Annotated in this window: 13 protein-coding genes; 4 read left to right on the top strand and 9 right to left on the bottom strand. The window is 42.0% G+C overall.

The genetic code is table 11. From position 1 onward, the window contains the following. Positions 1-1,064 precede the first annotated feature (1,064 nt). Entirely contained in the window at positions 1,065-1,334 is a 270-nt protein-coding gene (gene rpsO / locus DEM91_RS02760; protein ID WP_008122789.1) for a 30S ribosomal protein S15, read from the top strand. 85 nt (positions 1,335-1,419) lie between these two features. On the opposite strand, the gene folK is transcribed toward rpsO, so the two are convergent. The 6 genes from folK to DEM91_RS02790 all read right to left on the bottom strand — a co-directional run bounded on the left by folK (position 1,420) and on the right by DEM91_RS02790 (position 5,930). Next, positions 1,420-1,851 carry a 2-amino-4-hydroxy-6-hydroxymethyldihydropteridine diphosphokinase gene (folK, locus tag DEM91_RS02765; protein WP_249857918.1) on the bottom strand — a complete coding sequence of 144 codons (432 nt, stop codon included), beginning with the start codon at positions 1,849-1,851 and terminating at the stop codon, positions 1,420-1,422. 20 nt (positions 1,852-1,871) lie between these two features. Continuing rightward, positions 1,872-3,038 (bottom strand): tRNA preQ1(34) S-adenosylmethionine ribosyltransferase-isomerase QueA, encoded by a 1,167-nt coding sequence (gene queA, locus DEM91_RS02770; protein ID WP_249857919.1) that lies wholly within the window; start codon positions 3,036-3,038, stop codon positions 1,872-1,874. A gap of 3 nt (positions 3,039-3,041) precedes the next feature. After that, entirely contained in the window at positions 3,042-3,749 is a 708-nt protein-coding gene (gene truB / locus DEM91_RS02775; protein WP_249857920.1) for a tRNA pseudouridine(55) synthase TruB, read from the bottom strand. A 132-nt stretch (positions 3,750-3,881) separates the two neighbouring features. Next, a complete protein-coding gene (locus DEM91_RS02780) occupies positions 3,882-4,733 on the bottom strand; it encodes an undecaprenyl-diphosphate phosphatase (protein ID WP_008122796.1) in 852 nt (283 codons plus the stop codon). A 15-nt stretch (positions 4,734-4,748) separates the two neighbouring features. Continuing rightward, a complete protein-coding gene (locus tag DEM91_RS02785; RefSeq protein ID WP_008122798.1) occupies positions 4,749-4,973 on the bottom strand; it encodes a DUF3098 domain-containing protein in 225 nt (74 codons plus the stop codon). A gap of 75 nt (positions 4,974-5,048) precedes the next feature. After that, positions 5,049-5,930: a cell division protein FtsX gene (locus DEM91_RS02790; RefSeq protein WP_249857921.1), complete on the bottom strand. Its 882-nt coding sequence runs from the start codon at positions 5,928-5,930 to the stop codon at positions 5,049-5,051. A gap of 534 nt (positions 5,931-6,464) precedes the next feature. Here DEM91_RS02790 and DEM91_RS02795 point away from each other — a divergent pair. The 3 genes from DEM91_RS02795 to pdxT are packed head-to-tail and all read left to right on the top strand — an operon-like array spanning position 6,465 to position 8,990. Further along, positions 6,465-7,532 (top strand): hydroxymethylpyrimidine/phosphomethylpyrimidine kinase, encoded by a 1,068-nt coding sequence (locus DEM91_RS02795; RefSeq protein WP_249857922.1) that lies wholly within the window; start codon positions 6,465-6,467, stop codon positions 7,530-7,532. Between the two features lie 8 nt (positions 7,533-7,540). After that, positions 7,541-8,413, top strand: a complete 873-nt coding sequence (pdxS, locus tag DEM91_RS02800; protein WP_008122804.1) for a pyridoxal 5'-phosphate synthase lyase subunit PdxS — start codon at positions 7,541-7,543, stop codon at positions 8,411-8,413. Between the two features lie 4 nt (positions 8,414-8,417). Further along, positions 8,418-8,990: a pyridoxal 5'-phosphate synthase glutaminase subunit PdxT gene (gene pdxT / locus DEM91_RS02805; RefSeq protein ID WP_102187615.1), complete on the top strand. Its 573-nt coding sequence runs from the start codon at positions 8,418-8,420 to the stop codon at positions 8,988-8,990. A gap of 53 nt (positions 8,991-9,043) precedes the next feature. Here pdxT and lpxA read toward each other — a convergent pair whose 3' ends face one another. From lpxA to DEM91_RS02820, 3 genes are all read right to left on the bottom strand, one after another. After that, entirely contained in the window at positions 9,044-9,826 is a 783-nt protein-coding gene (lpxA, locus tag DEM91_RS02810; RefSeq protein WP_249857923.1) for an acyl-ACP--UDP-N-acetylglucosamine O-acyltransferase, read from the bottom strand. Positions 9,827-9,909: 83 nt separating this feature from the next. Continuing rightward, positions 9,910-11,301 (bottom strand): efflux transporter outer membrane subunit, encoded by a 1,392-nt coding sequence (locus DEM91_RS02815; RefSeq protein WP_249857924.1) that lies wholly within the window; start codon positions 11,299-11,301, stop codon positions 9,910-9,912. Positions 11,302-11,314: 13 nt separating this feature from the next. Further along, complete coding sequence (locus DEM91_RS02820; protein ID WP_249857925.1) at positions 11,315-14,512, bottom strand: efflux RND transporter permease subunit; 3,198 nt, start codon at positions 14,510-14,512, stop codon at positions 11,315-11,317. Between the last annotated feature and the right edge of the window lie 70 nt (positions 14,513-14,582).

A 14,582-nucleotide genomic window follows, 5' to 3' on the forward strand; every position in this document is an offset into this window, starting at 1 on the left:
ATATACAATCCAATTATTATCGTACCAACTTTTTCCTTGCAGACTATGAAAAACACCGCGGTGGTTTGCCATGCGGCCGGAGGCGCGAAGCCTCCGAAGAGCGGCATCCGACTTGTCTCCGTGTGTTAGCCTTTGCAAACATAGTAACTTATTTCATCATTCATATTTATAACTGCTACAACATATTTTTTCTATTTTTTTAATGTTCAGAAAGTGCCATACAAGAATTGCATGAGGACACGGTTCTTACAATTAAGAAAGGTGATTAGAGATGAAAAGAACCTTGGCTCTTTTGTTTCAACAAAAAAATGTAAAGCTGAAATCGATTCACATGGCTTGCGTCCATTGCTTACCTCATTTGCTTTGTTTGTGGTAACAACAATGACCTTTCAAAGAAAGAGCTACGTCGCTTCTCACATGACCATCATCGGCAAAGACATCTGTTGCTTTTGTCCTATTATTTTACCAAAAAACGACCATCTAAAATCTTCAAAATAGAAAAATTTAATAGGCAAACGCTCTACAAAAATGGGCTGATTTTACCAAAAAAGATGTCTTTTCAAGTTAGAACATTGATTTAACGGTCTTGGAAACATACAATAGAGGTGTTATTCACATGCTTCAGCAGCATTAAAGCATGCAAATTGTTAGCTTAACTCAATGGGTTAGCAGCCAAGAAAGGGTAAAAAAGGGAATGAAAAGATGCACAATAAGCGCAACACATTAAATAACAACAAATTACAAACCTCGCTCATTTTTAGCGTATTTGCGACCAACTTTGCTGTTGGTGATTTATACGCGAGTTTTGAGAGGCGCTTTGTAAATAAAATTCAGCATTAATTATTAGTCCGTGTAGCGTGCCAGCAAGTTTACAGCTGCTGTATTGTTGTTGCTTTTAGTCGTAAAATATCATTCCATGAAAGAGGCGCAGAATAAGAGTAATTAAATGTTAAAAAGCGACTGCTTTCGGAGAAATTATGAATGACAAAAGTTGGAGTATGAATAAAAAGTATTACCTTTGCACCGCATTATTGCATTATCATTAATTTTTAACAACAAGTTCTATGTATTTAGACAAAGCAAAAAAAGAAGAGATCTTTGGCAAATACGGAAAGTCTAACTCTGATACTGGTTCACCAGAGAGCCAGATAGCATTGTTCTCATACCGTATTTCCCACTTGACGGAACACCTTAAGAAGAACCGTAAAGATCATAACACTGCACGTTCATTGACGATGTTGGTAGGTAAGCGTCGCGCTTTGCTCGATTATCTCTATGATAATGACATTGAGCGTTACCGTTCTATCATCAAAGCTCTTGGCTTACGTCGATAATTACCAAGTGCATTTAAGCTTAAGGAAAATTAAAAACTCCTCTGTAACAATGGATTACAGAGGAGTTTTTTTATGTGTCAAACATTCAAGTTATATCACTTTCGTCTAAAATTTCCAATAGAGGCTTCATCACAAAGTCTCGTTCATGCATGAAAGGGTGTGGAATTGTTAGCGCTGGCGTGTGGATATGTAGGTTGTCATACAACAAGATATCAATATCAATAACACGATCTTCGTAGACTCCATTGTGCGATTTTTCGGTTCGCCCCATAGCCGTCTCTATCTTCTGGGTTGCTTCTAACACCTCTTCAGGACTCAAGAAGGTACGACAACGAATGCAAGCATTCATAAATAGATGGTCGGACGAAAAGCCCCAAGGCTTTGTTTCGTACAATGAAGAGCAACGGTCGACAGTGCCTATCGATAGTTTTATCTGCTCTATCGCTTGTTGGATAGCTTCTTCTCGGCGCCCCAAATTAGACCCAAGCCCTAAATATACAATGTGTTCTGTGGACATAGAGCGCAGATTATTGATGACTAATCGTTCAGTATCAGCATCGAATCGCCATAACAACCGAACTTATAACCGTTCTTAACTGCCAGGTCATAAGCCTCCATCACTAATTCGTATCCACCGAAAGCTGCCGTTTCCATGAGCAAAGGTGACATACTGTGATAGAAATTGGCTATCATCGTGTCTGCCAAACCAAAATCATAAGGCGGGAAAATAAATTTACTGGTCCAGCCGTCATATTCTTTCAGCAGTCCATCGGTGCCAACTGCAGTCTCTGTTGCCTTGACAACACTTGTCCCAACGGCACACACATGATGCCCTTCCTGTTTGGTTCGGTTGACGATTTCACAGGCTTTGGCATCAATCTTCATTTGTTCCGAATCCATTTTATGTTTGGTCAAGTCTTCCACCTCAATGCTATTAAACGCACTCAAGCTGCAGTGAAGCGTGATATAAGTGTCATGAATCCCTTTAATCTCCATACGCTTGAGCATTTCTCTACTGAAATGAAGCCCTGTAGAAGGTGCTCTGACAGCTCCTTCATGCTTTGCAAAAATGGTTTGAAAGTCTTCCTGATCATGCGCATCTGCATGAGGTACTTCACGTCGATTGATGATGTAACGAGGTAAAGGCGTTTCACCCAGCGCAAAAAGTTCACGCTTGAACTCCTCATGCGGGCAATCGTAAAGAAATCGGAGTGTACGACCACGACTCGTTGTGTTATCGATTACCTCCGCCACCATCGTGCCGCTTTCATCAAAGAAGAGCTTATTCCCAATACGAATCTTACGGGCAGGCTCTACTAACACGTCCCAAAGGCGCATTTCCTGATTGAGTTCACGAAGCAAGAAGACTTCAATCTTGGCATCTGTCTTTTCCTTTGTACCATATAACCGAGCAGGAAATACTTTTGTGTCATTAAAGATAAAAGTATCACCTTCATCAAAATAATCAAGTACATGTCTAAACTCAAGATATTGCCCCTTGACATCTTTCCCTTTTTTGTCCTTTTGAAACATATCAATGGTCTGTGATTTTCGGTGTAACACCATCAATCGAGATTCGTCACGACGTGTCATTCGCGAGATTTCTTTCTTGCCGTGAGCATTCTTTATCTCATGATAAACACTATGAGGGTAAAGAGCAATGAGCTCTTCTGGCAAATTAAATTTGAATTGTGATAGCTTCATTGATTAATGTCCTTCATCTATTTCTTGTTCATTCAGCCACTCTTTGAAGTGGTCGAAATTAATACTATTCTCTATTGTCAATGCACCAACACGGGTTCTTCGTAGTTGTGTCAGATATGCACCACTGTCTAAAGCACGTCCAAGATCACGCGCAAGTGCTCTAATATATGTTCCTTTTCCGCAAACGATGCGCAGTTGTAGTTGCATGGTATTGGAGTCGAAATGAATAAGCTCTATTTCATCAATACGCACCGTTTTCGCTTGCAGTGCTACCTCTTCGCCTGCTCGCCTTAAATTGTATGCTCTTTCACCAGCAACCTTGCATGCGCTATAGGTTGGAGGTGTTTGCTGAATCTCTCCAACAAAGAGTTTTAATACCTGCTCTATGCGCTCAAGTGTGATATGCTCCGTAGGATAGGTAGCATTTACAGGATGTTCGCAATCGTAACTGGCGGTAGTAGCCCCCAATTGTATCGTACATACGTACTCTTTCGTATGCGCTTGTAACTGCTCTATTTGTTTGGTAGCCTTCCCCGTACACAGCACTAAAACGCCTGTTGCTAATGGATCGAGTGTTCCAGCATGTCCTATCTTAATGCGCTTGATGCCCAACTTTCGAGATATGACATAGCGAACGTGTGCCAATGCCCCAAAGCTTGTCATACCGTACGGCTTATCTATAGCAAATATCTCTCCTTTATAAAAGTTCATGTTGTGCGTTTTTGAGTTGACAAGTGGGTGAGTTTTTCGACTCATCGGCATGTAAGCATTCTCCAAAGTAAGCAACTCCATTTATTCATGTGTACAAAACAATATTACTAAAAAGCCTCTCAACTTAAGGACTTAATCGACCATTGCCAAACTATGTCCCATCATGAGCCAAATCAAGATGAAACCTCCGACGATGATTCGATAAACTCCAAAAACCTTAAAGCCATATTTCGTCAAGAAATTAACAAACCACTTCATTGCCAATAGCGCAACCACAAAGGCAACAGCACTACCCAACAGCAAGGTGGGGACATGAGATGACAAGGCATCTACGCCTCCGTTTTTGATGAGTTTGAATACATCAAGACAAGTAGCTGCAAACATGGTGGGCACAGCTAAGAAGAATGAGAACTCCGCTGCACGCTTTCTGGTTAGTCCTTGCGCCATACCTCCTACGATAGTTGCCATTGACCGCGACACTCCCGGTATCATGGCAATACATTGAAACACACCTATCATAAAGGCTTTCTTATCTGTCAACGAGGTTGACTCTTGACCATGATTAAAGATTCTATCGCAAAAAAGCATAAAGATGCCACCAACTACCAACATCACAGCCACGACAATGACACTCCCCAGCATTTTTTCAATCAAATGATTGGCTAACAATCCGATAACAGCAGCAGGAATAAAAGCCACCAATAGCTTCCAATAGAAATTCCAACGATGAATAAATGCTTTCACAGCTGGCGTTCCTTCAGGCACAGGGGTGTTATCTAAGCGAAAAAAACGCTTCCAATAAAGTGTCACCACCGAAAGGATAGCACCAAACTGGATAATGACAATAAAGGCATTGATAAACGGATCGTCTGCCTGCATGCCTAACAAGTCGCGGGTAATAATCATGTGTCCTGTCGAAGAAACAGGTAGAAACTCGGTCAAACCCTCAACGATTGCCAGAATAATGGTCTCAAGTAAGCTCATAAATCAAACAACGTATTAGTCTTTTGGCTTTCTGATAATTGCAAAAATAATAGATACAAAGCCCAAGAAACATACTACTGGAGCTACTTTGATACGTCGCACACTAAAGATGTCAGGATTGTATGCTGTCTCCGTAGAGCCACTTCCACTCATCAACAAAAATCCGATAATCACGACAACGACGCCAATCGCCAATAACATAAAGTTGACTTTATCGAACGCAAAATTTCTTTTATCCATCTGATAGATTTGTTTATTCGAACTTACCTATATATAATAAGGTGGAGTTCTGAATTGATTTTCAACGTTATTTTCTTAAATCTTATATAAATCTCCTGCTTTCATTCGCAAGAATTTGTTTACTGAAATGTGGGCGCAAATAGCCGTTATCACGAGTCCGAACAAGAATACGGCTGCACCAGTAATTACCATGTCGCGCCAAGTCACAACGGTCAAGATACCAGGCTCGGATAGATACAACGCATAAATACAGCCCGCCAACACTGCATTGGCTATCAAACCAGCTATCAAACCAGTCCAAACGGCTCTACTTACAAAGGGTCTGCGGATAAATCCCCATGAAGCACCAACCAACTTCATCGTGTGTATGGAGAATCTTCGGGCATAAATATCCAGTCGTACGGTGTTGTTGATGAGGGAGAAAGATACAAAGGTAAGCAACAATGCCAACACTAACATTACCAAACCTATTTTGGCAAGGTTGCGGTTCACGCTGTCTACTAATTCTTTCTGGTAATTAATTTGGTTGATTTGTGGATATTTTTCAAACTCACTCACTATCCATTTCAGAGAATCGTTGTTCGCATAAACCGATTTTAAGGTTACTTCGATAGATGCAGGGCAAGGATTTTCACCATCTGTAAACTCCGATGGGTCGCTCCCCATAGTGGATGTAATCTCCTTCAGAGCTTGTTCCTTACTAATATATTCGAGCTGTTTGATATATGGACGCTTCTGAATCACCGCACACATTCGCTGTGCTTCAGAATTTGTCATCTCATTTTCTAATATCAACTGCACAACTAAATTCTCTTTTACATAAGAGGAAAGGTTTCTTCCTGTTAAGGTTGAAAATACAACTAACCCCAACAAGATGAGTACCAAAGCTGTGCTTATACAAAGAGTAATAGCCTGTAATCCATGATGATTACTGGTCTTATTTTGTTTCTTTCCCATTCTTTTATGGATATAATGCACCAAATTTCTCGCAAAGTAACAAAAAAATTAGGGATAAAACGATGCTTTAACTACTATTAACGTGATTGCTCAATAAAAATAACGCTTACATTTCGGATTGATTTTATCCATATAAGAGTGAAGGTTGTAACACCCTATCTTAGCGATGACCAACACATAGGTTCTTTTATACCAACCATTTGAAACAAGTTCGTCGTTAGGTTCAATAAGAAGTCCTTACTTCAACCGCATTACCCATAGAGATTAAGAAGACTAAAGCAATACTCCAATTTCTGTAGGTTATCGCCCTATTAGACCTTTTCCTTTTCATCAACCTTTTTTCATGAGTTAGAGAGACTAACAAACATCCTGCTTTCAAGCCTCGTGTTTCATGTCACAGCTTATATAAAAGTACCTATTCATTGTAAATTTGCGAACTATATTTGTGGCATTCATATTTTTTCATTTCCTTTGTACGAGCAGAAAATGACAGCTTATCAAACTGTCAAATCTGCTCGTTGAGAATAATTAGCAATGAAAAATCGACATACCATACTAACGATTACAGGTTCGGACGGAACTGGAGGTGCAGGAGTACAAGCCGATATCAAAACTATTACGGCTTTGGGAGGTTATGCTGTGTCGGTAATTACTTCTATTACGATTCAAAACACCTTGGGCATTCAGAGCTTTTACGATATTCCTGCTGACATTGTAGCAGGACAGTTAACAGCATTGATTGACGACCTTGAACCCGCAGTTATCAAGATTGGAATGGTTCGCAATAGCAAAACGCTGGATGCTATCATTGAGATGTTACATCAGCATCACGCTTCCACCATTATTTACGACCCCATTGTAACCTCCAGCCAGGGTGAGCCATTGATGACACCCGACATGATTCATGCCGTGAAAGATCGTCTCTTCCCACTCTGTTCATTGGTAATTATGAAACAAGAGGATGCTGCTGTGTTCATCAACAGTGCCGAAGTAACAAAAGAAACCATGAAAGCAGGAATGACACAATTTCTGAGTTTAGGTTGCAAAGGGGTTATGTTACATAGTGGAAACATGAACGACACGCTGATATGGCGTTCAGGTGAGCAAATTAATCAACATGAATTCCCAACATTAAATCTCACAAATTCACACGGATTGGGTAGCAGCCTATCTTCCGCAATAGCCTATTACCTATCCGTATCAACAGATATTCATGAAGCAGTATGCGAGGGAAAAAGTTATATCCAACAACAGTTGAGTCACTTTGGAGCCTTAAAAGGTCGAAGTAGCGAGCTATACAACGAATTTATACAAGCCATAGAACTTCATTGTACAACCAATAATGATGTACAATTTTATGCCCATCGCTTGGGCGTAAGCAGCCGATATTTGGCACAGGTCACCAAACGAATTGGACAGAAGACACCCAAAAGTCTTATTGATGAGCATCTATTGACCAAGAGTAAATTGCTCTTAGACACCACAAGTAAGACCGTTCAAGAAGTTGCATACGCATTAGGATTTCATTCGCAATCACACTTTAGCAAATTCTTTAAGAAGGCTGAAGGAATAACACCGAGTATATATCGAATCAATAAATAATAAACAAAATGACAGAAAGACAAATTTTAAATCGAAACTTAGCCCAGATGCTCAAAGGAGGAGTTATCATGGACGTTACAACACCCGAACAAGCTCACATTGCAGAAGATGCAGGAGCCTGTGCAGTAATGGCACTTGAGCGTATTCCCGCTGATATTCGTGCTGCAGGAGGCGTGTCGCGCATGAGCGATCCACACATGATTAAGAGCATACAAGAGGCGGTTAGTATTCCTGTAATGGCAAAATGCCGTATCGGACACTTTGCTGAGGCACAAATTTTACAAGCAATTGAGATTGATTATATTGATGAGAGCGAAGTTTTGTCACCCGCTGACAATGTTTACCACATTGATAAAACCCAATTCGAAGTACCTTTTGTTTGCGGTGCCAAGAACTTAGGAGAAGCTTTGCGACGCATTGCAGAAGGCGCAACCATGATTAGAACCAAGGGCGAACCTGGCACTGGAGACGTTGTACAGGCAGTAACGCACATGCGCATGATGCAATCAGAGATGAGAAGAATAAAGGCTATGGCTGAAGACGAGCTCTTTGAAGCTGCCAAACAATTGCAAGTCCCCTACGAACTAATAAAGTATGTTCATGAAAATGGTAAGCTACCTGTCGTTAATTTTGCTGCAGGAGGCGTAGCCACACCAGCTGATGCCGCCTTAATGATGCAACTTGGAGCCGAAGGAGTCTTTGTAGGATCGGGCATATTCAAGTCTGGCGACCCTGTTAAACGGGCAGCTGCCATTGTTCAAGCAGTAACCAACTACAACGATCCGAAGCGATTAGCTGAGTTATCCGAGAACTTAGGCGAAGCCATGGTTGGCATCAACGAACACGAAATAGAAGTGTTGATGGCAGAAAGAGGTAAATAGAGTAATGAGAATAGCCGTATTAGCTTTACAAGGAGCATTTGCTGAACACCAGCAAATGCTTCACTCTTTGGGGGTAGAAACATTCCAAGTGCGAAACAAGTGCGATTGGGAAAAGCCCAAAGATGGACTTATTCTCCCTGGAGGAGAGAGTACAACCATGACAAAACTCTTGAATGAGTTGGATTTACTGATACCTATTCAAGAAGAAATCCGCCAAGGATTGCCCGTGTTTGGTACTTGTGCAGGATTGATTATGCTGGCTCGCAAAGAGAACGGAAAGCCATCAAACCGACTTTCTACCATGGATATCGACGTTTGTAGAAATGCCTATGGCAGACAATTGGGGAGTTTTCATACAGAAGAGGCTTTCAAGGGAATCGAAGGAACGATACCTATGACCTTTATCCGCGCACCTTATATCAATGAAGTATTTGGAGACGCAGAAATATTGGCAACCGTTGATGGGAATATTGTCGCTGCAAGGCAGCATCACCAAATGGTAACAGCCTTTCATCCAGAACTGGACAATGACACCAGAGTTCACGCTTACTTCTTGAATAGCATTCTGAAAAAGTAGGTCAGCAACTCGCTGAACGACCCTATAAAATTGTAACAGCTCGCTTAGGACTGTTACAATTTTCCAATAATCCCAGCCTTTGTCGCTTGTATAAAGCGCACTATCTCATCAATTTCCTCACCATTAGGCACCTGTTCTTGTACTTGTAGAACGGCATCGAATACGCTTGTCTGACCATGGAACACCAATCTATAAGCATTGGCTATATGCTTTTGCACCCTTTCTGAGATGCCATAGCTTTGTAACATCATACTGTTCAGTCCAGCATATTTAGCAGGTATGCCACCAGCAATAATATATGGTGGAACATCTTGATAGAGAGTAGTGCCTGCTTGTATCATTGCATAATCGCCAATGCGTGTATTTTCGCTTTCGATGACACTTGAACTAAAGATCACCCCATTCCCTATTTCGCAGTTGCCTGATATCTTTGTTCCATATCCCAACACACACTGGTTTCCCATTTTGGTGTCATGAGAGATATGCGATCCTTCCATGAGGAAGTTTTCATGACCTATAATGGTTTGTCCACCTTGATGAGTAGCTCGGTTGATCACTACATTTTCTCGAATAATATTATGGTCGCCAATGCGCAATTCGGTATCATCGCCTTTGAATTCAAAGTCTTGTGGAACCGCTCCTAACACAGAACCTTGATAAACCTGATTATCATTACCCATACGAGTTCCATGCATAATACTCACAAAGGGATACACCACGCAGTTGTCACCTATCACCACGTCATCCTCGATATATGCAAATGGATATATCTTACAATTGTTCCCTATCTTTGCACCTTTTGCTATTTGCGCTTTTTCACTGATGTCGCTTGCCATATCTGTTAATGATCATTGAATGAATAAATAAATTGATAAGGCTCATGAAATATTCACTTTTTGCCTTTAGTCATCTTAAACCGCTATTGTACGCCACCTCCAAGAGCCTGATAGAGATTTACAATGGCTTGCATCTTATTGAAGTCGTCTCTTATCTTCGCTGTTTGAGCATTTAAGAGTGCTTGCTGCGCTGTTATTACCTCAAGGTAAGTGCTGTTTGACTGATGCAACAGAAGTTTGGTATCTTCTACATTTTTTTGCAACACTTCTATTTGTTTCGCCTCTATCTTGCTCTTTTCATCGGAAGAATGATAAAGTACAAGTGCATTGCTTACCTCGTTTCCTGCCTTTAGAATACTATTTTGCCACGTATTATAGGCTTTTTCGTATTGTGCATTGGCAACACGCAAGCCCGCTACTATCTTCCCTTGTTGGAAGATAGGCTGTACCAAACTACCCACAGCTGATAGCAACCATTTGCCTGGATTCACCACCATGCCGCCCATACTATTGGTAAAAACGCCTGTAGGTGAGATGGATAGACTGGGATAAAATCTGCTACGAGCCGTCTGCACGTTATAGAAACATTGAGCTAATTGCATCTCCGCCGCATGAACATCAGGACGATTGTTGAGCAACTGGAGACCTATCCCTGTGGAAAAACGCTGCGGTAAGGTTTGATTTTCAAGCTTTCCACGCACAATACTCTGTGCAGGTTGCCCCATGAGGAGTGACAGTGCATTTTCTGTCTCTCGTATTTGTCGCAACAAATCTGCACGTTTTGCCTCAACAGCATAATAATTTGCCTCGGCACTCTGTACGCCAGTAGATCGGATTCCACGTCCTAAATCCATCAATACCTTCATCTTTTCCCACGTTTCTTTCGTCAATCCGTGCATGTCATCCACAATAGCAAGCTGCCTATCCAGCATCAACAAGGTATAATAGAAATTGGCTACGCCACTGATGATGTTAATCCTAACCAACTTCTGATAATCTTGTGACGCTAATAAAGCAACCTGCGAGGAACGCTTCTGACTTAAAAGATTTCCGAAAAGGTCGACATTCCAACTCGCCGCAATGGGCAGTTGATAGGTTGTTATAGCACTTCCGCCATCCCATGAAGCAATAGTTCCTTGGGGTGCGAAGGTGAACGAGGGCAGAAAAGACAATTTCGCAGCCTTGAGCTGGGCTTCTGCCATTTTCACATTCTGTGCTGCATTGAGCAAATCCAAGTTATTGGCAAGTGCTTGCTCTATATGTTTTTGCAGCTGAACATCTGTAAACACTTGACGCCATGGCATGCGACCGAAACTCAAAGTATCGGTCACTACCAATGTATCTGTTGGAGATTGAACGTCACGCACTATTCCTTCGGTCTTCACAGCTGGTCGGTCGTACACCCCATAGAGACTTTTACAGCCTGTCAAACTCATTGCAGAAATAGCAATCAAGAGGATATTTTGTATTTTCATTTCTTTCTATTTTTTACACTTCAACTTGTTTTGGCAAAGGTTTCCGTGCATATTGACGCAACTCAGCTGTCGCTTCCAAATTTTCTTCATCTTCAAATTTTAATGGCTTTATCTTCTCTTGAAGAGCTTGGAAGATGACAAACAAGACGGGAACTACAAACAACTGGCAGAACGTTCCTATCAACATACCGCCCACAGCTGCTGCACCTAAGGTTTGATTACCATTCTTACCAACGCCCATGGCAAACATCATAGGGAGCAAACCTATCACCATTGCCAAAGATGTCATCAAGATTGGGCGCAAACGTGCACCTGCACCGAGAATAGAAGCCCAAGTGATAGCCATACCTGTTTGTCGCCTTTCCAGTGCAAACTGCACAATCAGAATGGCATTCTTTGCTAACAATCCTATCAACATAATCAAGGAAATCTGCATATAGATATCATTGTTATGCCCAAACAGTTGTGTAAACAGGAACGCTCCTGCTAAACCAAAAGGAATGGAAAGGATGACAGCGAAGGGCAAAAGATAACTCTCGTACTGTGCCGCCAAAATGAGATAAACAAACAACAGACACAATCCAAAGATCATCACCGTTGAGTTACTTGAGCTGTTTTCAGACCTTGATAAACCAGAGAAATCATATCCATATCCCTGTGGCAAGGTAGTAGCCGCCACCTCTTTAATAGCTTCGATAGCTTCACCCGATGAATAACCGTCATTGACGGTTACGGTTGCGTTGATACTGGTAAACATATTGAAGCGATTCACATTGGACGGGCCATACACTCGTTTGATAGAACAGAATCCATTGATAGGAGCCATGCCAGCAGGAGTACGCACAAAGATGTCATTCATGCCCTCTGGTCGTGCACGACTATCCACATCTCCTTGTATCATCACACGATATAACTTGCCGTAAGCATTGAAGTTAGACACATACATACCTCCATAATACCCCTGAAGTGTGCTTAACACCGTGGCTGGCGATATGCCTACCTGTTTACATTTAGCCACATCAACGTCAATCATATATTGAGGATAATTAGGATTGTATGAGGTCATCGCCATTTGTATCTCTGGGCGTTTGTTCAATTCTGCCAAGTATTGCTTCGTAATGTCAAAGAACTTGCTCAAATCTCCACCCGTCTTGTCTTGCAACACCAATGACACACCATTGCTAACCGAGAAACCTGGTATCATTGGAGGCGCAAATGCCAAGATTTGTGCATCTTTTATTTGAGCCGTTTGCTTATATATCATACCCAAAACAGCCATGGCACTCTGCCCCATGTTGCGATCCTTAAAAGGCTTCAACTTAATGATAAACGTGGCTTGGTCAGAGCCTTGCCCTGCAATGAAGTTGAATCCTTGCAATTGTTCACGGCTCTGAATAGCTGGATTGCTTGCCAACATAGCATCAATCTGGTTTATTACCTCTTGCGTTCGCACTGCACTTGTGGCAGGAGGCATAGACACCGTACAGAACAATGTACCCGTATCTTCATTAGGAACCAATCCTGTTTTAGTGGTTTTCATCGTTAAGATCAGGGCAATGGCACCCACCAAAACAAACACTCCTGTAAGGATAGGTTTTCTGACGAGCTTTTCTACCCTGTTTTTGTACTTACCCAAAACCTTGTCATAACTCGTATTAAACGACGCATGGAAACGGTCTATCCTACTCATCTTACGCTCCGACCCGTCCTCATTCTTTGGTTTGAGGAAAATGGCACATAGGGCTGGCGAGAGCGTCAGTGCATTGAGGGCAGAGATGAGGATAGAGACTGCCATGGTCACTCCAAACTCTCGATAGAACGTACCTGATGTTCCGCCTATAAAAGATACGGGGACGAACACGGCAGCCATCACCAACGTAATGGATATAATGGCACCCGCTATCTCGCTCATGGCATCAATACTGGCGGTCATGGCACTCTTATAGCCCAAATCCAACTTGGCATGAACCGCCTCTACCACCACAATGGCATCGTCAACCACAATGGCGATAGCCAGTAACAGTGCCGACAAGGTGAGCAGGTTGATAGAAAAACCAAACATCTTCAAGAAGAAGAAAGCACCAATTAATGACACTGGAACTGTTATCATCGGGATGATGGTCGAGCGGAAGTCTTGCAAGAAGATGTACACCACCAAGAAAACGAGCAACAAAGTGATAACAAGTGTCTTGACAACTTCTTCAATGGAGGCATACAAAAACTCGGTTACGTCATAGTTAATCTTATATTCCATGCCCGGAGGGAAGTTTTTAGCCTGCTTGTCTAATTCTTCTTTCACCGCCTTAGCAATGACATTGGCATTCGACCCCGCAATTTGTTGCACCATACCCATAGATGAAGGGTTGTTGTTGTTACGCATACTCACCGCATACGTCAGTCCTCCGAGTTCAATCTTTGCAACATCTTTCAGCTTTAAGGTTTGTCCTGTCTGTGTACTATGCAAGATAATATTGCCAAACTCCTCTGCTGTCTTCAGTCTACCTTTATAGCGCATCACATATTCGTACGCCATATCGCTTTGCTCACCAAACGAGCCAGGTGCCGCTTCGATATTCTGTTCTGCCAATGCACCCGCAATATCGGTAGGAATTAAGCCGTATTGTTTCATGACATCTGGCTTTAACCATATACGCATAGAATAGGTTTTCATGCCTGGGCTCTGCACATCGCCGACCCCTTGGATACGCTTAATGGCAGGAACAATATTGATATTGTTATAATTGGTCAAAAACCTGTCATCATATTTACCGTCTTCTGAAGTGAGCGTGTACATAATCACCTGCGAGGTTTGACGTTTAGAAACAGTCACACCGACACGGTTCACTTCTGCTGGCAATAGTCCCTGGGCTTGAGAAACACGGTTTTGAACATTGACGGCACACATGTCAGGATTAGTTCCCTGTCGGAAGTAAATGGTAATTTGTGCACTTCCTGCATTGGTAGCCGATGATGTCATGTACTCCATGTTCTCCACTCCGTTGATACTCTCCTCAAGAGGAGCCAAGACAGAGTTTTTCACTGTTTCAGCATCTGCGCCAATATAAGTTGTCCATACCGAAATGGTAGGAGGAGCAATGTCTGGATATTGTTCTATAGGAAGCGTTGCCAATCCAATAAATCCCAAGATAACGATGACCACCGAGATAACCGTTGAAAGAACTGGCCGCTTAATAAATCTTGTTAATGTCATAATTTATAGTATGTTGTCGTTGGCTTAATCGCCAACATTTTTGCCTTGTCAACGAAACACGACACTTGAA

Source organism: Prevotella sp. TCVGH, assembly GCF_023522295.1.
Lineage (GTDB): Bacteria > Bacteroidota > Bacteroidia > Bacteroidales > Bacteroidaceae > Prevotella > Prevotella timonensis.

Bases quoted from the DNA above. Each gene is read 5' to 3' on its own strand.
- rpsO (WP_008122789.1), top strand. From the start codon at position 1,065: ATGTATTTAGACAAAGCAAAAAAAGAAGAGATCTTTGGCAAATACGGA.
- folK (WP_249857918.1), bottom strand. From the start codon at position 1,851: ATGTCCACAGAACACATTGTATATTTAGGGCTTGGGTCTAATTTGGGG.
- queA (WP_249857919.1), bottom strand. From the start codon at position 3,038: ATGAAGCTATCACAATTCAAATTTAATTTGCCAGAAGAGCTCATTGCT.
- truB (WP_249857920.1), bottom strand. From the start codon at position 3,749: ATGAACTTTTATAAAGGAGAGATATTTGCTATAGATAAGCCGTACGGT.
- DEM91_RS02780 (WP_008122796.1), bottom strand. From the start codon at position 4,733: ATGAGCTTACTTGAGACCATTATTCTGGCAATCGTTGAGGGTTTGACC.
- DEM91_RS02785 (WP_008122798.1), bottom strand. From the start codon at position 4,973: ATGGATAAAAGAAATTTTGCGTTCGATAAAGTCAACTTTATGTTATTG.
- DEM91_RS02790 (WP_249857921.1), bottom strand. From the start codon at position 5,930: ATGGGAAAGAAACAAAATAAGACCAGTAATCATCATGGATTACAGGCT.
- DEM91_RS02795 (WP_249857922.1), top strand. From the start codon at position 6,465: ATGAAAAATCGACATACCATACTAACGATTACAGGTTCGGACGGAACT.
- pdxS (WP_008122804.1), top strand. From the start codon at position 7,541: ATGACAGAAAGACAAATTTTAAATCGAAACTTAGCCCAGATGCTCAAA.
- pdxT (WP_102187615.1), top strand. From the start codon at position 8,418: ATGAGAATAGCCGTATTAGCTTTACAAGGAGCATTTGCTGAACACCAG.
- lpxA (WP_249857923.1), bottom strand. From the start codon at position 9,826: ATGGCAAGCGACATCAGTGAAAAAGCGCAAATAGCAAAAGGTGCAAAG.
- DEM91_RS02815 (WP_249857924.1), bottom strand. From the start codon at position 11,301: ATGAAAATACAAAATATCCTCTTGATTGCTATTTCTGCAATGAGTTTG.
- DEM91_RS02820 (WP_249857925.1), bottom strand. From the start codon at position 14,512: ATGACATTAACAAGATTTATTAAGCGGCCAGTTCTTTCAACGGTTATC.